General features: G+C 56.7%; 22 protein-coding genes. 12 read left to right on the forward strand and 10 right to left on the reverse strand.

Annotated features, from left to right (window positions below):
* Positions 1-3 precede the first annotated feature (3 nt).
* The 4 genes from G6R15_RS21585 to G6R15_RS21600 are packed head-to-tail and all read left to right on the forward strand — an operon-like array spanning position 4 to position 2970.
* A complete protein-coding gene (locus G6R15_RS21585; RefSeq protein ID WP_164662121.1) occupies positions 4-345 on the forward strand; it encodes a copper resistance CopC family protein in 342 nt (113 codons plus the stop codon).
* 2 nt (positions 346-347) lie between these two features.
* Positions 348-1214 carry a copper resistance D family protein gene (locus G6R15_RS21590; protein ID WP_164662123.1) on the forward strand — a complete coding sequence of 289 codons (867 nt, stop codon included), beginning with the start codon at positions 348-350 and terminating at the stop codon, positions 1212-1214.
* A gap of 8 nt (positions 1215-1222) precedes the next feature.
* On the forward strand, positions 1223-2542 hold the full coding sequence (locus tag G6R15_RS21595; RefSeq protein ID WP_164662125.1) for a multicopper oxidase family protein: 1320 nt from the start codon (positions 1223-1225) through the stop codon (positions 2540-2542).
* A complete protein-coding gene (locus G6R15_RS21600; protein ID WP_164662127.1) occupies positions 2539-2970 on the forward strand; it encodes a cytochrome c in 432 nt (143 codons plus the stop codon). The genes G6R15_RS21595 and G6R15_RS21600 overlap by 4 nt, the downstream gene beginning before the upstream one ends.
* On the opposite strand, the gene G6R15_RS21605 is transcribed toward G6R15_RS21600, so the two are convergent.
* Positions 2967-3557, reverse strand: coding sequence for a Crp/Fnr family transcriptional regulator (locus tag G6R15_RS21605; protein ID WP_164662128.1), 591 nt, complete (start codon positions 3555-3557; stop codon positions 2967-2969). The two genes, G6R15_RS21600 and G6R15_RS21605, sit on opposite strands and share 4 nt — an antisense overlap.
* Positions 3558-3632: 75 nt before the next feature.
* Here G6R15_RS21605 and G6R15_RS21610 point away from each other — a divergent pair, with 75 nt between their 5' ends.
* Positions 3633-4160 carry a hypothetical protein gene (locus G6R15_RS21610; protein ID WP_164662130.1) on the forward strand — a complete coding sequence of 176 codons (528 nt, stop codon included), beginning with the start codon at positions 3633-3635 and terminating at the stop codon, positions 4158-4160.
* 47 nt (positions 4161-4207) lie between these two features.
* Here G6R15_RS21610 and G6R15_RS21615 read toward each other — a convergent pair whose 3' ends face one another.
* Positions 4208-4708 (reverse strand): hypothetical protein, encoded by a 501-nt coding sequence (locus G6R15_RS21615; RefSeq protein ID WP_164662132.1) that lies wholly within the window; start codon positions 4706-4708, stop codon positions 4208-4210.
* Positions 4708-5022: a GMC family oxidoreductase N-terminal domain-containing protein gene (locus tag G6R15_RS23155; protein ID WP_373456025.1), complete on the reverse strand. Its 315-nt coding sequence runs from the start codon at positions 5020-5022 to the stop codon at positions 4708-4710. The genes G6R15_RS21615 and G6R15_RS23155 overlap by 1 nt, the downstream gene beginning before the upstream one ends.
* A gap of 248 nt (positions 5023-5270) precedes the next feature.
* Between G6R15_RS23155 and G6R15_RS21625 the strand changes: the two genes are divergently transcribed.
* Positions 5271-5621, forward strand: a complete 351-nt coding sequence (locus tag G6R15_RS21625; protein ID WP_164662135.1) for an MbcA/ParS/Xre antitoxin family protein — start codon at positions 5271-5273, stop codon at positions 5619-5621.
* 23 nt (positions 5622-5644) lie between these two features.
* Positions 5645-6133 carry an RES family NAD+ phosphorylase gene (locus G6R15_RS21630; protein ID WP_306432360.1) on the forward strand — a complete coding sequence of 163 codons (489 nt, stop codon included), beginning with the start codon at positions 5645-5647 and terminating at the stop codon, positions 6131-6133.
* Between the two features lie 113 nt (positions 6134-6246).
* Here G6R15_RS21630 and G6R15_RS21635 read toward each other — a convergent pair whose 3' ends face one another.
* Both G6R15_RS21635 and G6R15_RS21640 read right to left on the reverse strand, forming a co-directional pair.
* Positions 6247-7341 carry a ParB N-terminal domain-containing protein gene (locus G6R15_RS21635; RefSeq protein ID WP_164662139.1) on the reverse strand — a complete coding sequence of 365 codons (1095 nt, stop codon included), beginning with the start codon at positions 7339-7341 and terminating at the stop codon, positions 6247-6249.
* A complete protein-coding gene (locus G6R15_RS21640) occupies positions 7338-8645 on the reverse strand; it encodes an AAA family ATPase (RefSeq protein WP_164662141.1) in 1308 nt (435 codons plus the stop codon). Before G6R15_RS21640 ends, G6R15_RS21635 begins: the two co-directional genes overlap by 4 nt.
* A 511-nt stretch (positions 8646-9156) precedes the next feature.
* Between G6R15_RS21640 and G6R15_RS21645 the strand changes: the two genes are divergently transcribed.
* Complete coding sequence (locus tag G6R15_RS21645) at positions 9157-9849, forward strand: DnaA N-terminal domain-containing protein (RefSeq protein ID WP_164662143.1); 693 nt, start codon at positions 9157-9159, stop codon at positions 9847-9849.
* A gap of 5 nt (positions 9850-9854) precedes the next feature.
* Here the strand turns inward: G6R15_RS21645 and G6R15_RS21650 are convergent, their stop codons facing one another.
* A complete protein-coding gene (locus G6R15_RS21650; RefSeq protein ID WP_164662181.1) occupies positions 9855-10880 on the reverse strand; it encodes a tyrosine-type recombinase/integrase in 1026 nt (341 codons plus the stop codon).
* Between the two features lie 218 nt (positions 10881-11098).
* Here G6R15_RS21650 and G6R15_RS21655 point away from each other — a divergent pair, with 218 nt between their 5' ends.
* Genes G6R15_RS21655 through G6R15_RS21670 form a run of 4 tightly spaced genes read left to right on the forward strand, consistent with a single transcriptional unit; the run spans position 11099 to position 13174 of the window.
* Positions 11099-12004, forward strand: coding sequence for a DUF1403 family protein (locus G6R15_RS21655; RefSeq protein ID WP_164662182.1), 906 nt, complete (start codon positions 11099-11101; stop codon positions 12002-12004).
* A gap of 3 nt (positions 12005-12007) precedes the next feature.
* On the forward strand, positions 12008-12592 hold the full coding sequence (locus tag G6R15_RS21660) for an SMC-Scp complex subunit ScpB (RefSeq protein ID WP_164662145.1): 585 nt from the start codon (positions 12008-12010) through the stop codon (positions 12590-12592).
* A 42-nt stretch (positions 12593-12634) separates the two neighbouring features.
* Positions 12635-12874: a type II toxin-antitoxin system ParD family antitoxin gene (locus tag G6R15_RS21665; protein ID WP_164662147.1), complete on the forward strand. Its 240-nt coding sequence runs from the start codon at positions 12635-12637 to the stop codon at positions 12872-12874.
* On the forward strand, positions 12875-13174 hold the full coding sequence (locus G6R15_RS21670; RefSeq protein WP_240336832.1) for a type II toxin-antitoxin system RelE/ParE family toxin: 300 nt from the start codon (positions 12875-12877) through the stop codon (positions 13172-13174).
* Between the two features lie 300 nt (positions 13175-13474).
* Here the strand turns inward: G6R15_RS21670 and G6R15_RS21675 are convergent, their stop codons facing one another.
* The 4 genes from G6R15_RS21675 to G6R15_RS21690 all read right to left on the reverse strand — a co-directional run bounded on the left by G6R15_RS21675 (position 13475) and on the right by G6R15_RS21690 (position 17099).
* A complete protein-coding gene (locus G6R15_RS21675; protein ID WP_164662149.1) occupies positions 13475-14176 on the reverse strand; it encodes an IS6 family transposase in 702 nt (233 codons plus the stop codon).
* A 111-nt stretch (positions 14177-14287) separates the two neighbouring features.
* Positions 14288-15574 (reverse strand): NAD(P)/FAD-dependent oxidoreductase, encoded by a 1287-nt coding sequence (locus G6R15_RS21680; protein WP_164662150.1) that lies wholly within the window; start codon positions 15572-15574, stop codon positions 14288-14290.
* A gap of 74 nt (positions 15575-15648) precedes the next feature.
* Positions 15649-15897 (reverse strand): hypothetical protein, encoded by a 249-nt coding sequence (locus G6R15_RS21685; RefSeq protein WP_164662153.1) that lies wholly within the window; start codon positions 15895-15897, stop codon positions 15649-15651.
* On the reverse strand, positions 15894-17099 hold the full coding sequence (locus G6R15_RS21690) for an aromatic ring-hydroxylating dioxygenase subunit alpha (protein ID WP_164662154.1): 1206 nt from the start codon (positions 17097-17099) through the stop codon (positions 15894-15896). The genes G6R15_RS21685 and G6R15_RS21690 overlap by 4 nt, the downstream gene beginning before the upstream one ends.
* Positions 17100-17150 lie beyond the last annotated feature (51 nt).

Here is a 17150-nt window from a genome sequence, read left to right on the forward strand (position 1 = left end):
ACAATGAAAAAATTTGCTACACTTGCACTGATCACGACGCTTGCCACCAGTGCATTTGCGCATTCCCGCGTGGACACCACGACGCCTGAAAACGGCGCGGTGATTGCAGAAGTTCCCGCCGAAATCAGCTTCAATTTCGCTGCCGATATCCGTCTGACGCGTGTGGACATGACCCATCAGGATCATCCGTCCGTCAGACTCGATCTCGGTGACCAGACCAGCTTTGATCGAGTATTCTCCCTTCCTCTGCAAGGTATGGGTGACGGCACCTATCGCATTGAATGGCGGGGCTTGGGTGTGGATGGGCACGCCATGCAGAGCGAATTCACATTCACGGTGGACTGAGTATGCCGGACATCTGGGGAATAGCCGCGATCCTTGCGAAGCTGATGCTCTACATCGGCGTTGCGGGATCAGTCGGGCTTGTGATCATTCGAGCCGCCTTTGCCGATCTGGTTTCGCCTCTCAACGATAGGATACGGATGCAGGCCGTTCTTTTGGCAACGTTGGCGCTTGCTGCATCTGTCTTTGGTTTCATGCTGCGTGGTGCCGCCCTGACGGGCGGGGCCGATGGTATGACTGATCCTGAAATGCTGAGTCTATTGTGGCAGACACCAGTTGGCGACGTTCTGGTTTATCGGGTCGCTGGTGCAGTTCTGATCATCATTGGGGTTTTCACACCCCTTGCTGGCCAATGGATCGCGCTTGCCGGGGGACTGATCGCCCTGTGGTCATTTGCACAGATCGGGCATGTCCCCGAGTTAGAGACAACCGGTGTCCGCTTGCTCTTGCTCTTGCACCTTCTGGGCATTGCATTCTGGATCGGCGTCCTCGGCCCGCTTCGTGCTTTGTCGCGATTGCCAGAGCACATCGCTAGCGCCGCCACCTTGGGGCATCGCTTTGGGCAAGTCGCTTCGGTGATTGTTCCCGGATTGATCTTGGCGGGATTACTGATGGCTTGGCTGTTGCTGGGTGATCTTCGAGCGCTGGTGGCAACCGGCTACGGGCAAGCCCTTCTGATTAAGCTGGTGCTTGTCGGCGCGGTCCTGACGCTGGCAGCCGCAAACAAACTCCGCTTCGTTCCCGCCATGCAGGCCGGGGACAACAAAGCCGCGCGCCATTTGGCGCGTTCCATCGAAATTGAAACTGCGGTCATTGTGGTGGTGCTTGCGGCAACCGCGACGCTCACCAGCATTCTGACCCTACCGAATTGAGGTATCCCATGAACAGGCGAGACTTCCTGATCACAACAAGCGCGACAGCATTAGTTCCGCACATAGTTCTTGCATCGGCACCAGTGGAGCTGGTTGCACAACCGGTCAATGCACAAATCCTGCCCGAAGGCGAACCGGCGACCCCGATGCTAGGCTTCAACGGCGGTACACCCGGTCCGGTGCTACGTGCCCGTCAGGGCGAGGTCTTAGACATCCGGTTCCAGAACCAAATCAGCGAAGGCTCAGCGGTGCATTGGCATGGCCTGCGCATCGACAATGCGATGGATGGCGTGCCGGGGATGACCCAAGACGTTGTCGAAGCGGGCGGTGAGTTCGAATACAGCTTTCGTGCCCCCGATGCAGGGACATTCTGGTATCACTCGCATAGCCGATCATGGGAACAGGTTGCCAAGGGTCTTTACGGTCCGCTGATCGTCAAGGAACTGACGCTACCCGATGTGGATCATGATCTGATCGTCATGATTGATGATTGGCGCATGATCGAAGATGGCACGCTCGCAGACGGCTTCGAGAACATGCACGATCAGGCGCATCAGGGACGGCTCGGCAACTTTGCCCGCGCGCTTGTTGAACCGGTCACGCAAGTCCGTCGAGGTGATCGCGCGCGTCTGCGGCTGATCAACGTCGCGACAGATCGGATTTTTCCCGTCGAGCTTGAAGGCGTTGAAGGCAAAGTGGTTGCCTTGGACGGCATGCCGCTTGTCGATCCACAGGAACTATCCGGCCTCATTCTCGCCCCGGCCCAACGTGCGGACATCATTGCTGATGTTACCTCCGCCGCCCCAATCAGCTTTGTGTTTCCGACGCGAGACGGCCCATACCTGTTGGGTGAAATCCCGGTTGAAGGGGCAAACACCACGCGGCAACCATCCGAGATTTCCGCACTGACACCCAACGAGATAGCGACGCCTGACACGGACAACGCCGTTTCCCTAACCCTCACCATGGAAGGCGGAGCGATGAGCCGCCGTATGATGCAAGGCATGATGGGCGGCGATATTTGGACGTTTAACGGCCAATCCGGCCTGACGAACACCCCGCTTCACCGCTTTGAACGCGGGCAAACCGCGCGCATTCACCTGAAGAATGACACCCGGTTCCCACATGGCATCCATCTGCACGGGCATCACTTTTTTGAGGTCGAGGCTGACGGCAATCTGAGCGCTTTCCGCGACACCACACTTGTGGACGCAGGCGAGGCCCGCGACATCCTATGCGTGTTCGACAACCCCGGCAGATGGCTACTGCATTGTCACATGCTGGGCCATCAAGCGGCGGGGATGAAGACATGGGTGGAGGTCGCATGAAACGCGTTCTGATCCTCGCAGCATGTTGTTTCGCGACCGGTGCAACCGCCGGTCACGAATTGGATGATCGCGATTTGACCAAAGGTCAAACCCTCTACGGCGAACACTGCGCATCTTGCCATGGGGTCAAACTCGAAGGGCAGTCCGACTGGCGCACGCCCGACGAAAACGGTGTTCTACCAGCACCGCCGCATGATGAAACCGGGCACACATGGCACCACGACAACCAACTTCTCTTCGAATACACCCGGCTAGGTGGCGAAGAGGCGTTGGCCGCGCGTGGCGTCACAGGCTTTGCAAGCGGAATGCCGGAATTCAGCGATGTGATAACTGACGACGATATATGGGACATTCTGGCCTACATTCGGTCAACGTGGCCGGACCGCGTTCAGGAAATCCAAGCCGGTCGCAATCCGCCGCACAACTAAGGATGGTTGTCTTCAACGCGTGGGGTGGGTGCATAGCTCCCACGTCCGGTTTTGATAAGCAATCCCTGATCGGACAGGTCTTTGAGTGCCCGATAGCAGGCTTCCTTAGTCAATCCGATCTGGCTGGCGAACTGGGTGACCGATCCAGTCAGCTTGCCCAAGGCGACTGCCAGCAAAACCCGTTCATTCGCTGATTTCACGGCGTGCAGCGTCAAAAGCTGGCGGTAGTCCTGTACCTGTATTGCCAATCTTTTTGTGATCCCTTCGGAAAACGCTGTGTCCTCGCGCAGGCGCAACAGAATAGCCCGTTTCGAAACCCGAACAACCTCGGAAGGAGCAAAACAAACTGCGTCGCAGTGGTAGTGATCCGAATAGATGGATGCCTCGGCAAACACGTCGCCAGCCCGCGCGTTGTGAATCGTGACGGCACTACCGGATTCTGTCACTCGGGTAAGGCAGACGTTGCCTGACCTAAGGAAGAAAATACCTTTCGTAGGATCACCCTGCCGGAAGACATTGTCGCCTTGGGCGCAACGTTGGTGCGACCGAGAGTTTACGTCCAATGCATCGAACGGAGATGGCAACATGTGATTTCAATCATATTCTGTTTCGCATCCGGGGCGTAGCAAACCAACAAACCCAACTGCAAGAGTGGACATCTTATGATCAGATCAACCCTTTGCGCCATTGTCGCGCTCTTGGCCCTTCCTGCCGCCGCGCAACATGCCCATCATGGCTCAGACGGACCCACTGAAACGGGGCAGTCCGCATTCGCCGCTATTGCTGAAATCGTCCAAATTCTGTCAGACGACCCCGACACGGATTGGGCCAAGGTCAACATTCGGGCGCTGCGGGATCATCTCGTGGATATGGAGCTGGTTACCACAGAGGCGAACGTGCGCAATCACCGTGAAGGCCGGATCGTCGAATTCAACATCTCTGGCGAGGACAATGTAGCCGGTGCCGTTCAACGTATGGCTCTCGCACATGCACCGATGCAGGAAATGGCAACCGGATGGGCGGTGACTGCAGAACCGTCATCAATTGGGGCAAGCATGCGCATCGAGGTTGATACTGATCGGGAGCTTGCTCGTGTCCATGGCCTCGGGTTCTTCGGCGTCATGACCATCGGCGCTCATCATCAGGCACACCACTTGCAAATGGCGTTGGGTGAAGACCCGCATCACTGATACCTTAACGACAAAGCCGTCGTTCGAACTTGCGCAGCGAAAGCTCACTAAGTCCGCTTCACGGTGGCCCTTCCAGGTTGCGGTGAAAGGTCGGTTTGAATTTTGAGCCTCCGACTGGTTTTCAATGACCGGTCTAGCGACATCGGCTGCAACGCGGCGATGAATGTGCCGCACCTGCAAGCATATGCTGCGTCAGCAAAGGTGAGAAAACGAATGTCGGGAGAGTCCGCATCTTTCCAGTTCAAAAACACGATAGCGAACGTCCGTACTACTCCATATTTCCGTCGTCCCAACCTTCCCAACCTCGCCAATTGAGCCAGCATTTGTGAACCGGTACCCATCGAGTTTGATCCGGGTGCTGTAAAGGCGCAGGCGCTAGAAACCCCCATTGACAGGTGCCCTTTGCGAGTCAGCGCATAGCGCAGAACTTGCGGTACTACACCCAGGCCCTTGATCTGGTGGTTGATAGAATGCGCCTTCGTGGTTTTTGCGATGTGACTGGCATAGACGTGATCCTGCAGGTTCTGCCCCACTTCATCGATGTCCATCAGCACGTCGATCCCATGCTTTGGCAATTCGTCCGGTGCCCGATCCCAGATCGCAGCAACACTTGGGGAGATTGGAAGGCGCCGCAAGACAGGATGGTTTCGCGGCGACATTTTGCAACAACCCAAGCGTCACCGTGCTTGTAACGGACTCCAGTGCAACGCCGACCTTCGAATAGGATTCGATCGACCAGCGCCTCGGTTTGAATGACCAGATTGGGACGCTTCTTGGCCGATTCCAAAAAGGCCCGAGCCGCGCTGGAACGGCGCCCTTTCCCGCCTCCCCTCGCCGCTTTTTTTTTCGTTCCCGCTATCAGGCGAAGGTCGAACGTAACTTGAACAAGACACCTGTTTGCATGGCAGACCTTTCATTAGGATTGGCAGACCGGAGCCCAACCGGGACCAATCAGAGCCACCCAAGGTCCCTCTTCCGTCAACCACAGATCCCAATGGGTACTTGCATTTTCCAGCCAGAGGTTCAGCCATCGCTACCTTTTCCGAAAAGCCTTGAGCCACGGCAATTATTACACTATATACCGTAATAATTGCCGTTGGAGATATCGCCATGCACTTAATGAGCTTCGCGGAAGGTGGACAATTTGAACCGCGCAAGATCGCAGCAGCGCTTCGGACCTCTGCCGAAGAGATCGCTATGACAGTCGGCCTTGGCAAGGACGCCCTGCAACGCCGCACTCGAATCAACTCGGACAAGACACAGCGCCGCTTGCGCGAATTGGTTGAAGTCCTGAACAAGGTTGAACCGCGCTTTGGCTCGGAACTGATGGCCTATGCCTGGTATCGTTCAGACCCCCTGCCCGGCTTTGATGGCCGGACCGCGATGCAGCTCGTGCAGGAAGGCAAGGCACAACAAGTCCTTGAGTATATCGACGCCGTCGACGCGGGCATCTTTGCCTGATGCCGCTAAATGAAGGGCGGTATGTGGGCCCTCTTTTCCGAGCTTTAAACCCGGTTTATGCGCGCGATCCTCTCTCTGGTCGCGGCGCCAAGCTCTTTGGCGGTCGGTTTAACGCAAGGGGCACACTTGCCCTTTACACAGCCCTTGATCCATCTGGCGCCCTGCGCGAAGCCAATCAGGTCGGCAGTCTCCAGCCGACAATTCTGGTCTCCTACGCCGCAGATATTGGCCCGATCTTTGATACCCGCGTTATGGCAGCGATTGAACAATATGGCCTCTCGGAGAGTGCAATCGCGGACCCGGGTTGGCGCACAAAGTTGCTCGAGGGTCGAATGGTGCCGACGCAGAATCTTGCCAGTCGACTAATTGCAGACGGGTTTGCCGGACTGCTTGTCCGAAGCTTTGCGAAAGGCGCAACCTCGACCGACTTCAACATCGTTCTTTGGCGATGGACTGGTGTCAGCTGTGTGCTCGGGGTCGTAGATGACGAAGATCGGCTATCGCGGATGTGATCCGCTTGGGTGTGCCCCTCGAGAAGACGATCACCACCAATTCAATGGAAACCGATAAAACAGAAGACATGTGAATGTGGCGCGAACCTTACCCGCGGGTAAGGTTCAAGAAACTACTCGTCTTGCAGACCACCGATCATCTCGGCAATGCCCTGTTCCAACTTCCGCCGATCCACACGGGTAAAGTCGAGATCGAAACGCAACTCCATCCGACCATTTGAAGCTGAACACTTGATCACACCTTCGGGCAACCTGACTTGAAAAGTAGTCTTGGCTTTGCGTGACTTGGCCGACTTGCCGCCCCCTGCCCCCACAGGCTTTTCCTCAAGCGCATGCGCTCCCGTGAAACCGCGCAGGATCGCAACCTCTTCTGCGGCCGTCCTACTGGGTTGCGCGGACAATGTCTTTCTCACTTCACGCTGCAAACCATCGTCTGCGTCGATACGACGTTTCAATTCAACTCCCACATTCCGAGGGATGTCGTTGGGATGTTTCAGAACATTATCCAATTGCACCAACAAACTCGCAAATGCTCGGATGTAACTGCGCTTGGCGTAGCTCGCGGACTTGAACAGGATTGCGACGGCCTTGTCCACACTCTCGCAATCATTCGCGGAATCCTTTGCGTATGCACGAGCCAAGGCCCCCATTTCAGCAAACGAGATATCACGGCGCACAAGGTTTTCATCCACCATACGGCGGTAACTTTCGTCGGTTGCACTTTGAGCGACAATCCCCGCCGGGATGCGCGAAAACGCATTGTCCCCGGTTTCTGCAAACAAGGCGCGATATGCCGACAATCGACGCATGCCCTGGATCAATTCAAACTTTCCATCCTCGCGCGGCTCGACCCGAATGGGATTGGACAGCCCGATTTCACTGATCGAAGCTGTCAACTCTTCCAACTCTGGATCGGGGCCTGTTGCACGGTCCCGTGTCAGCTTGTCGGTAACCACGTCGCCCAACGCGATCATGTCAGTCACTAAACCCTCTTTCTTCAGACGCACCAACTCGTGGGCCAACTGATCGTTTTCGGCACGAATGGCGTCCTCGGTGGATTGCCGATCCTTCAACGCATTCGCGTTCTCCGAAATCGCCGCCGCCATGGGGCCCCGACGTTTCTCTGACGCAATGTCCGGCTTTTTGGGCCCAGGAACGTCTTCAACTTCGGGCATATTGATGTCAAAAATTCTGCGTTTCCGGCTCATACCTCATCCTCCAGCTTGTCCCAGGCGGCAATCAGTGTATCGCGAAATTCTTGATAGGCATTGTCGAACGTGCCGCGTGCGCGCCGCCAAGTCTCTCTCGTCATATCGCGATAATCCATCTCATAAACCGAACTCAGGAACCGCCCCGATTGCTCTACCGCGCGCGTCATCTCGACCGGGTGTTGGGTCACGTGGTCACCGAACACTTGTTTAAAGGCATCGAACATAGCCATATGCAGAGCGTTGCCCGGTTCATAACGCGTCAGCAGAAACCGCACCTCACAGAATGCTTTGGGAAGACCAATCTTACCCGTGGGTAAGGTTTCATCGAATCCATAGGCGAGATCCTCAAGCGCCTCAGCCAACTGGCCAATAAAGGATGTCGTGGAATCGTATTCCCAATAGCCAGGCCCCGACGGAACGTACAGTAGATCCGCAGCAAAGACCGCATTCATGGACTGGTACCCAATGGCCGGCGGACAATCGAACAAAATCAGGTCATAGGCGTCATCCGGAATCTGATCAAGGTAACGAGAAACTGCCGCAAAAAAAGACCATTCCGGGTTCAGGTGCCGATACTGCGCCGAAGCGAACTCGACAAAGGCGGCATTGGCGCAGGACGGAATTGCGTCGATGGTCGGCCACGACGTTTTCTTGATGAAGTCGGCAACCCTGAGATCCCCCAGGCCCATGCCCGTGATCGAAGAAGGCAATTGACGGTGGGGTAAGGCGGTCCCGCTTTCAGCCGCAGCAGGCCGGTTGTTCATGCGTTCGGTCTCGCGGATAAGGTCCCGCGCCATGATGCCCCAAACTGTATAATCCTCAGCCACATCCGTGAGGCCCATAGAATGGCTAAGCGTTGCCTGCGGGTCAAAGTCGACAACCAAAACACGGTAGCCATCCAATGCCGCTGCATGCGCCAGGTGGAGCGCCACCGTCGATTTACCGGCCCCCCCCTTAAAGTTTGCCACCGCAGCCCGGATCGCTCGCTTACCCGCAGGACGCGGCGGCATCAGGGACTTGCGGTTTGCCTTGATCCGGCGACGCAACTCGTTGACCTCTTCGAGGCTGAACCACCGTTGCCGCCCGTCCGGCTCGACCTCTCCACTGGGCAGCGTAGGGTCAGCGGCCAACTTACCTCGAAAGGTTGACTGGTTCATCTGGAATATCAATTCAGAAACCTCCCAGCTCGAAAATCGGCGCAGGGTCTTCTCCATCTCGGGACTGAACGTCTGCTGCCGGATCCAACCTTGCAGTTTGAGCGATTGGTTCCTGAGTGCGTTCAGGTCTTCGTGCGTGTACATGCCTCGTGCTCCCACCTCTTTAGGACGCTGATTTCTTCTCCACCCTCATTTACGCTTGATTTGATTTTTTCGCAAAAGAAATTATTGTACTTCTGCAACCTTACCCGTGGGTAAGAATAGCAAGAAAGCAAAGCACCTTAAGGGACACCAGCGATTCGGGTGTCTACAGCCAGGGGGAATGATTCTGCCGGAACCACCACGCCGTATTCACCCCAGATTTAGGGGGACACAAAGTAATGCACCACAGCAGATAGGGGGTCACAACACGGCAATAAGGGGACACCCATATTGTCCCCCATCACCAATACTTCACCCATTTTTCCAAATTAATTGATTGAACTTCGTTCAGAAACTCCAGTACCTAAAACCGCAGTCTTGACAAAATCACGGAATTGGACGCTAATCAGCGCAAGATACGGAAAAGCGTTCTAAACGGTTTTCAAACAGGACGACGGACCAAGATCCGCATGCCTGTTCGAGAGCAGAAGCAGACAGAGTAGCGGACGGCGTAATGCAAGTCAGAAAACCAGTCGGCAACAATGCATCGGCGTTGAAATACGATATTCTATCCGCATTGGGCGTACATGCTTTGGCTGGAGACAAACACCGTCAAAGGCTTGTGCTGCGACTGATGACCTTGATCACCACACGATACAATTGGCGCAGCAATGAGCTGTCTATGGGTCGTGAAGAAATCTCGCGACTTTGGACCGTCAACGAACGTACCGTCAAACGCGATATGGCAAAGCTCCGGGCTCTGGGGTGGTTAGCAATCAAAAGGGCAGGGGTCCGTGGTCGGGTAACGGTCTATGAGCTCGACCTGAAACAGATACTTGGCGATACACGCGAGGCCTGGTGTAGGATCGGGCCCGACTTTCAGGAGCGCATTGAGGAACCTTCCGAACCCTCACAGCGCGACAACGTGGTTCCTATTCAATCGGCTGGCTGGCCTCTGGTGCCTCAAGGAAAAGGTGTTTGGGCCGAAGTTCAGAAGACCCTACACGCCCGCGACCCCGAGCTTTGGTCGAGCTGGTTTCAGTACCTGGAAGAAGTTAGCAGGGTAGATGGCGAAATCCTGCTAAGCGCCCCAAGCCGCTTTATGGCTGACTATATTACGTCGCGCTGGTCCGAGCGGATAACGGCGGTATACACCCGTCTGGACTCGTCCGTGCAAACAGTTCGTATTACCGCTTTAGACACCTAGCCGCCTCAAAGCCCTGCCGCTTTGGTTAGGTTAATGCGGAACCGGTCCCGGCGCCGGTGATAGCGGCGGGTCATTTCGGCGGAGGCATGCCCAAGCTGTTTCTGGATGTAGCGTTCGTCGACTTCGGCGGAACTGGCCAGTCCGGCACGCAAAGAGTGGCCAGAGAACAGAGCGAGGCGGTCCTTTTTGGGCAAATCCGCGCGGATGCCTGCACCCAGCACTGTCTGCTTGATAAGCCGTGCGACGTGTTTGTCGTTCAGACGGCTTTCGAGCGCGCGTTTGCCGTTGCGCGAGGTGCGGACAAAGATCGGCCCAAAGTCGATCTTTGCGTAATGCAGCCATTGCTCGAGCGCATGCACCGGGCAGGTCTGGTTCGAAGATCCGCGACCGATCTCGACCTCGCGCCAACCCGTCTTGGTGTTCAGCGTGAGCAGCGTCCCATCTTCGAAAATCTCGATCCAACCGCCGCTGTCGGATGTGTCGTCCTTGCCGACATCAAGGCTGACGATTTCGGAGCGTCTGAGACCACCGGCGTAGCCTATCAACAAGATCGCCCGGTCGCGCAGCCCGCGTAGATCGAAACCGAGGGTGGCCACCATCGCGAGAATGTCCTCAGGCAAGATCGCTTCTTTCCGTACCGGCGGTCTTGCGTGTTTGCGTCTGATCCCGGCCAGCACGGTGGCAATATGCCGGTCTTTTCGATCAAGGGCGAAGCCGCGCTGTGTATAGTTCCAGGCTAGACCGGAGAGCCTTCTGTCAATTGTACTCACGGAAAGGACAGGGGCCCCTTTCATTGGCGCAGCAAGATCCGTCAGATACAGGCCGATTATCTCAGGCGAGGGGGGCAAGGGTTCTGCGCCCTTCAGGCGGCACCAGCGCTTAAAGTGCTTCCAGTCGGCCGCGTAAGCCTTGTTGGTGTTCTCCGCTGTTGAGGCCGTTGCGTAGTCCCGGGCCGTATCGACCAACCGATCGAGGGCGCCCGAACCTGCGACGTGAGTGGAGAATGAGACCGTATCGCCGTCCGAATGCATTCCCTCGTCGTGCTCATGACCACTTGGCGCGTTGTCGGTCGCAGAGACTAACTTCTCTGGTCCTGACTGCACGACTTCAGTTGTTTTACTCATGATTTGAGCTTATCCCATAAATGTCCGATAAGGCAAACTTATTGGACATTATGGAGAGCGAAAAAGTGGGGCGGTTATTGCAATATTTTGTAGTCAAAAGCGCCGCATTGAACTACCCTTGGGGCATGATCTATGACCGTCCAACCCTCGGTGACAGCTATGATACGGTACCCAAATTGCCGTCCTGGATCACCTCCTCGCGGGTGGAAACCCCTGAAGATGTGGCTTTTTTGTCGGGCGCAGCCCTAAGCCATCTGCATCTTGTGTTCAGCCGCGAGGAGGTGCCCCAGAGCTTGTTGCGAGACAGGCTGAGCCTGACCGCAGCGGAAGCCTGCGTTGCGTTTTCTGGGAGGCCGGAAAGGGTAGGGGAGTTACGTGACGCGATGCATTTTCTGCGTCCCGGTGACCTGCCCGGCCCGGCAGGGGAAACCTATCTGTCCTGGCGGCGCGCGTTGGAGCGGCCGATCTCGATCAAGGCGCTGCATCGGGCCATACCCGGGATTGAGGCGGATCGACTTGCCGAATGGGTGGATGCGGGGCAGGGGACTCCGGTAACCCGTGCAGCGACCGTTCTGGAAACGGTTCTGAAAGACTTGCCGCGACAAGTGGTGTCGGCATTGATCCTGGCAGACGCCGCTTTAGCACAGGCTCTGGGCTGGGATCACGTGGTGCCGTCGCTGGCGGCTGGATTGAAACGGCGCGATCTGCGCAAGACCGGCACGGAGCTGCGGCTTGCCTGTCATCGGGCGGTGACCGCATCCTGCATTGAGGCGGTTCGGCTGGCTGCGGATCTGGCACGGCGGGAGGCGCGGCTGAAGGTGGTGGCCCCGAAGCTGCGCGCCAGGGGGGCGGAGGCGGCTGTGGAAATGTTTCTGAGCCGGGATGCGGTCACACCGACTGTCTTGGCAGATCCGATCCGGGGCGTGAACATGTCCAACAGGGCCGCGCGCCGATTCTGCGACCGGTTGGTGGAGTTGGGTGTGGTACGCGAGTTGACCGGTCGGGATACGTTCCGGCTTTACGGGGTGTAAGCGATGCCACGGGATGGACCGGATATCGCATTTGACCGAGAACTGGAGGGTCTGCCCTCCGAGTTGCGCTGGCGCGAATGGATGCGCCGGATCGAAGCGGTGTTGTTTGCCAGTGCGTCGCCGGTGCCGCGGGGTGATCTGGCGCGCGTGGTGGGGCAGGGGGTGTCGGTCGATCTGCTGATCGAAGACCTGATTGTTGACCTTGAAGGCAGGTCCTTCGAAGTGGCGAAGGCGCCCGGTGGATGGATGTTGCGCACGCGGGTCACCTATGCGCCCGTGATCCGGGTCGCGGCGGATGTGGGTGGACAGGTGCTAGACCTGAAGGAATTCGATGTCGCGGTGCTGGCCGCAATTGCCTATCACCAGCCGGTCGCTCGTGACGGGCTGAGGGACATTTTTGGAAAGGAAATCAACCGCGACCTGATCGGACGGCTGCATGCCCGGGGCCTGATCGCAACCGGACCGCGCAGCCCGCGCCGGGGGGCGCCTTACACCTTTGTAACCACCGAACAGTTCCTGGTGGCCTTCAATCTCGAAAGCCTGCGTGACCTGCCGGATCGCGAGCAGCTTGAGGATGCGGGATTGTGAGGTAATCTTGACAAACTTTGCCATAACGCCCATTTTCGTGTCATGGCCACGATGAATGTCTCCCTTCCCGATCCCATGAAATCCTGGGTCGAAGCCCGCACCAAGGATGGGCGCTATAGTAATGTCAGTGACTATGTCCGCGACCTGATCCGGCGCGACCAGTTTCGGCAACAGGCTATCGACGAGATTCAAGGTCTTGTCGATGAGGGCCTGCAAAGTGGTGACGCACAGCCTTTTGACATGTCAGCCTTCATCGACGGCAAGGTTTCCGGATCCCAATAAGTGGCACAAGAAATCCGGTTCCGGCCGCGCGTAGTATCCGACCTGGACGACATCTGGGCCTACAGCGTTGAGAGGTGGGGCGAAGCTCAAGCCGCAGACTACCTGAACGGTCTCGATGCCGCGTTCGGGCTGTTGACGGAGTTTCCCGATATGGCGCGGCTCAGGCTGGAGTTCACACCGCCGGTGCGAATACATCCCTTTAGGGAGCACGTGATCATCTACATGTCCGACGACTCGGCTATCGATGTTGTGCGTGTCGTTCATGGTCGGGCGAACTGGATGGAGCTCCTTGCGGACTAGCAACGGTGTCCATTCGCTGGACTGAAACTGCCCAGGTTTACGGGTTCAATGGCCACAACCGTGCCCCAACCGTCTTCAAAGAGAGGAAACCCTTAGCGGAGGGGAGCAAGGTTCCTGCTTTGTCAGCTGCGTGCCACAATGTCCAAACATTCGGCAGTCATGCACAGGCAAATACGAATGGCAGTGACGGCATACCCTTGCGACTTCGCTGATTTCTTCCACTTGATCCTGGAGAACAGTGCGCTGGACGGTGTTGTCACATTAACTCCCGGACCGCCAAGGAATGCTGTTTTTTGAAATTCAGGCTGCTTGAGTGGCGGCATTCCAGGCATCAATTGCTTCGAGGCGGTGATATCGAATTGTTAAGGCGGAGCGGCGGCGAGCGGGGACGCTGAAGCAATTGCGGATAGCTGAGTGAGTCGCCACGAACCTTTGCAACCCTCCTGGAGAGCGATGGCCTTGCATCGTCCTTTCCCGCTTTCGGAAAGGGAGATGACTGTTTTCAGCTCGATTGTTGAGGCCTTTGTGCGACCAATGATCCACACCCGGCGCAACCTCTCGCTTGGCGGCGCCATACGAGCGTAGTTTGTCCGTGATGATCCGCTTAGGAATGAAACCAAGACGCTTTATCAGGCGACGCAACAGCCGCTTTGCTGCCCGTTTGTCCCGACTCGGTTGGAGGATTTCGTCCAGCATGACGCCATGCTGATCGACCGCGCGCCAAAGCCAATACTTGCGACCGGAAATTCTCACGGCAACTTCATCCAGATGCCAGACATCACCTGGACGGTTGTGTCTCTGCCGCAGGTTTCGAGCTACCGCCGACCCGAATTTGATGACCCAACGCCGGACTGTTTCGTAGGACACATCGATCCCGCGCTGCAGCAGCATCTCTTCAACTTCCCGCAGGCTAAGATTGAAGCGAACGTACAGCCACACCGCGTGCGCGATGATCTGAGGAGGAAATCGGTGACGCTTGTAGCAGATTGATGATGACTTCATCGATGTCACCTACTTCTAATTGCTGACATGAGCAACCGAACGGCAGCTAACGTGACAACACCCTGCAAATTGGTCGGCTTTGAAGCCGTAAGCTGTGCCGCTGGATAGAAATCAGTGGGTTCTGACCCCAGAGAATTTGAAGTGTCCTGTTAGCACATTTCTTGCAGCACGTATGCCCTCAAGATGTGCTCCGCTTACTGAGCATTGTTGGCTTTGGTGGGATGCTTCGCCAGCGAAGTGTATCCGCTCGGTATGTGGGCAGCCCAGCACCGTTCGCGCCGTGTAGCCCCCCGGATTGGCACCCGCATATGAGCCGCGCACGTAGGGCTCTTTGCGCCACGCAGTTGCGTGTCCTTTGATGAAGTTCTGTTTGACGGATGTGCCGAAAAAGCCGGTTAGTGTTTCAAGCGCGTGTTCTATCGCGCTGTCTGGGCCCATCTCCTGCAGATCCCGTGAAAAACTGCCCGAGCTTTCAAAGCTGGTCAGGCCAGTTCCCGAGACGTTGCACAAAAAGCCTCCTCCGCGCGCCACGCCATGGCTGTCGGGTTCAAGGTGGTAGGTCAGCCAGGTGTCCGAGGGCACGGACAACGTGCCGGGTTGGAAAACCAGGCCCGCGTGGTTGTAGTCCCCCATTGTGATCAGTTCAAACGCAGAGCGCCGCTCGGCGTCGAGCGGGGGGTCAAAGCGGATCACATCCTCGGCCAGGACGCCGACAGAGGCGGTTACGATCACGGCCTGGGCAGAGGTTTTACCGTTGGTAGTCGTAACCTGAATGCCGTCTGGTTTGGCTTTGATGTCCGTCACGGGGGTGGAGAGCTTTATCGGCAATCCTGTGGCGGTACGGGCGATCAGATGGCCGAACCCTTCGCGGCAGAACCAATCATCTCCGCCTTCCCATGCATCCAAGTCACGCAAAGATGTGTCTGGTAGATCTCGCGCAAGCGACAGCGCAAAAGTCATTGCTGCAGTGAAAGACCAAGGACCCTTGTCTACAAAGATATCCGCCAGAGACCGGTCTGTGGAATTGCCGGAGTGTTCCTCAGCTTCGCGATCCACTTGGGCCGCTTTTGTGACCGCAGCTTGGATTTCATCCACTTCATCCCAAAGAACGGCGTCATCCTCTAGCCCGGATGTCATGCCATTGTCGGGGGCAGGGTACAGGTCAAGGCCGAGGTTCAATCCGGGTGCCTTGAGAGCATTGGCGTGTTCCGCGTGCAGCCAGTGCGCGCCCATGTCAAAGGGGACGCCAAAGATGCTCGTGTCTGTATGTGTGCGGCCGCCGACGCGGTCCGAGGCTTCGATGCAGATGACCGAAAGTCCGACGGATACAAGCGTTTGCGTGGCTGCCAGGCCTGCTGCGCCTGCGCCGACGACGATAACGTCATAGTCCGTGGTCATCCGATGGCTCTCCGGTGTTCATTATTGCGGTGGCTGTGTTGGCGGCGGTTTGATGCGAGTCGATTGTTTGCACGTCAGGTAAAGCCAAGTGCAAACTCTGAAACATCGATGCCTTCATATTTGGCAAGGTCAATTGGATCTTCGGCGTCGAATTTGCTGCACCGGCGATAGATCTCCAGTAGGTCAGCCGACATCATGTTGGCCTGATAGAAGAACATTGCAGCGGCATAGCGCGTGGATCCGGATCCGAGTTCACCGACTTTTGCAAACAGAAGTTTTCTTTGGTGTTCGTTTTCCGAGTTTTGCGTCGAGGCCTTGGTCACTGATCAGGCGCACCCGTCATGGAGGCGTTCAGCGCAGCCAACCCATCCTCGTCCGGTGCGGTTTCAACATTGTATATCGGGAGGACCCGCCGCAGGTGATCGTGATGAGAGCGCACGCCGTACTCCAGATCGGATAGGTAGAACCCTTCGAACGCCTCTGATTGCATGGATTCATTTGACCAGACTGTCAGTTGAATGTCCTCTTCTACGGTTTCCCGGTCAATGCGCGCGGCAAGGTATCGCGCGGCTCTTTGCTGGCGATCTTCGACGGGGTTGCGATACGTGGCGCTGCGAAGGATCGACTTGTCGGTGGAAACCGGAAACTCCTGATAAAACAGAGTTGTCTCTGGCGTAACGGCAATCACTGCGTTTGGGAAAATCCCATAGTACAGCCAGGTTTTGTGCAGATGTTCAGGCAAATGCGGTTGAGGTTTTGTGAATTTCTTGTAGTTGCGAACAGCCCATCTGCGCCCTTTGGTCGGGGTAAAGCGCCCGTCCGAGCGCGAGACGCCGTCAACATACGGTTCATCGGCGTAGGTAAAGCCATAGAGGTCCTGGAGCGCGGGGTGCGCCAGTGGAACATGGTACCCTTCGTTGTCCACGTCTCGGATCGATTTCCAGTTCACGGGCGTTTCTTCGGTCCAAATGCCGTCCGTTGGGACGTGCTCGGCCATCCTGTAGGCGGAAAGTTCCTGCTCCATTGGCGCCAAAAGTTCTGCGACAGAGGGTTGAGGGCCAGGTTTGAAGCGCACAAAGACGAAACCGTGCCAGACCTCCATCTCAAGGGGTTTCAAGCCAAATTCGTGCTTATCCAGTTGAGGGAATGACTCGGGGCGTGCAGCGCCTCGAAGGGTGCCATCAAGATTGTAGACCCACCCATGAAACGGGCAAACCAAGGCGTTTGTGCATTTTCCCTGTTCCTTGGCAACAAGGCGCGAGCCGCGATGGCGGCAAATGTTAAGGTAGGCGCGCACTTCGGATGTGTCGTCTCGAAGAATGATCGCGCGTTCGCCGCACATGTCGAAGCACTGGAAGCTGCCAACCTCGGGGACGTCAGAGACATGGCATGCGATTTGCCAATGCGTTTTGAACAACTCGCTTTGCTCCAAATCCAATAGAGCGGGGCTGTGATAACACCAGCCCGGCAAACCGCGGCGATCCCAATCCCCAGGGATTTCGGTGTTTCGTGCATGATCACGCATTTGCAGAGTCCGTTATGGTTTGGCTTTCGGTCGATTTGGCTTGAAGGGGCG

The sequence above is a fragment of the Tropicibacter sp. Alg240-R139 genome, assembly GCF_900537075.1.
Taxonomy (GTDB): Bacteria; Pseudomonadota; Alphaproteobacteria; order Rhodobacterales; family Rhodobacteraceae; genus Falsiruegeria.

What these genes read in the sequence shown, in the direction of transcription:
- G6R15_RS21585 (WP_164662121.1), top strand. Translation starts at nt 4, where the DNA reads ATGAAAAAATTTGCTACACTTGCACTGATCACGACGCTTGCCACCAGT.
- G6R15_RS21590 (WP_164662123.1), top strand. Translation starts at nt 348, where the DNA reads ATGCCGGACATCTGGGGAATAGCCGCGATCCTTGCGAAGCTGATGCTC.
- G6R15_RS21595 (WP_164662125.1), top strand. Translation starts at nt 1,223, where the DNA reads ATGAACAGGCGAGACTTCCTGATCACAACAAGCGCGACAGCATTAGTT.
- G6R15_RS21600 (WP_164662127.1), top strand. Translation starts at nt 2,539, where the DNA reads ATGAAACGCGTTCTGATCCTCGCAGCATGTTGTTTCGCGACCGGTGCA.
- G6R15_RS21605 (WP_164662128.1), bottom strand. Translation starts at nt 3,557, where the DNA reads ATGTTGCCATCTCCGTTCGATGCATTGGACGTAAACTCTCGGTCGCAC.
- G6R15_RS21610 (WP_164662130.1), top strand. Translation starts at nt 3,633, where the DNA reads ATGATCAGATCAACCCTTTGCGCCATTGTCGCGCTCTTGGCCCTTCCT.
- G6R15_RS21615 (WP_164662132.1), bottom strand. Translation starts at nt 4,708, where the DNA reads ATGGACATCGATGAAGTGGGGCAGAACCTGCAGGATCACGTCTATGCC.
- G6R15_RS21625 (WP_164662135.1), top strand. Translation starts at nt 5,271, where the DNA reads ATGCACTTAATGAGCTTCGCGGAAGGTGGACAATTTGAACCGCGCAAG.
- G6R15_RS21635 (WP_164662139.1), bottom strand. Translation starts at nt 7,341, where the DNA reads ATGAGCCGGAAACGCAGAATTTTTGACATCAATATGCCCGAAGTTGAA.
- G6R15_RS21640 (WP_164662141.1), bottom strand. Translation starts at nt 8,645, where the DNA reads ATGTACACGCACGAAGACCTGAACGCACTCAGGAACCAATCGCTCAAA.
- G6R15_RS21645 (WP_164662143.1), top strand. Translation starts at nt 9,157, where the DNA reads ATGCAAGTCAGAAAACCAGTCGGCAACAATGCATCGGCGTTGAAATAC.
- G6R15_RS21650 (WP_164662181.1), bottom strand. Translation starts at nt 10,880, where the DNA reads ATGCATTCGGACGGCGATACGGTCTCATTCTCCACTCACGTCGCAGGT.
- G6R15_RS21655 (WP_164662182.1), top strand. Translation starts at nt 11,099, where the DNA reads ATGATCTATGACCGTCCAACCCTCGGTGACAGCTATGATACGGTACCC.
- G6R15_RS21660 (WP_164662145.1), top strand. Translation starts at nt 12,008, where the DNA reads ATGCCACGGGATGGACCGGATATCGCATTTGACCGAGAACTGGAGGGT.
- G6R15_RS21665 (WP_164662147.1), top strand. Translation starts at nt 12,635, where the DNA reads ATGGCCACGATGAATGTCTCCCTTCCCGATCCCATGAAATCCTGGGTC.
- G6R15_RS21675 (WP_164662149.1), bottom strand. Translation starts at nt 14,176, where the DNA reads ATGAAGTCATCATCAATCTGCTACAAGCGTCACCGATTTCCTCCTCAG.
- G6R15_RS21680 (WP_164662150.1), bottom strand. Translation starts at nt 15,574, where the DNA reads ATGACCACGGACTATGACGTTATCGTCGTCGGCGCAGGCGCAGCAGGC.
- G6R15_RS21690 (WP_164662154.1), bottom strand. Translation starts at nt 17,099, where the DNA reads ATGCGTGATCATGCACGAAACACCGAAATCCCTGGGGATTGGGATCGC.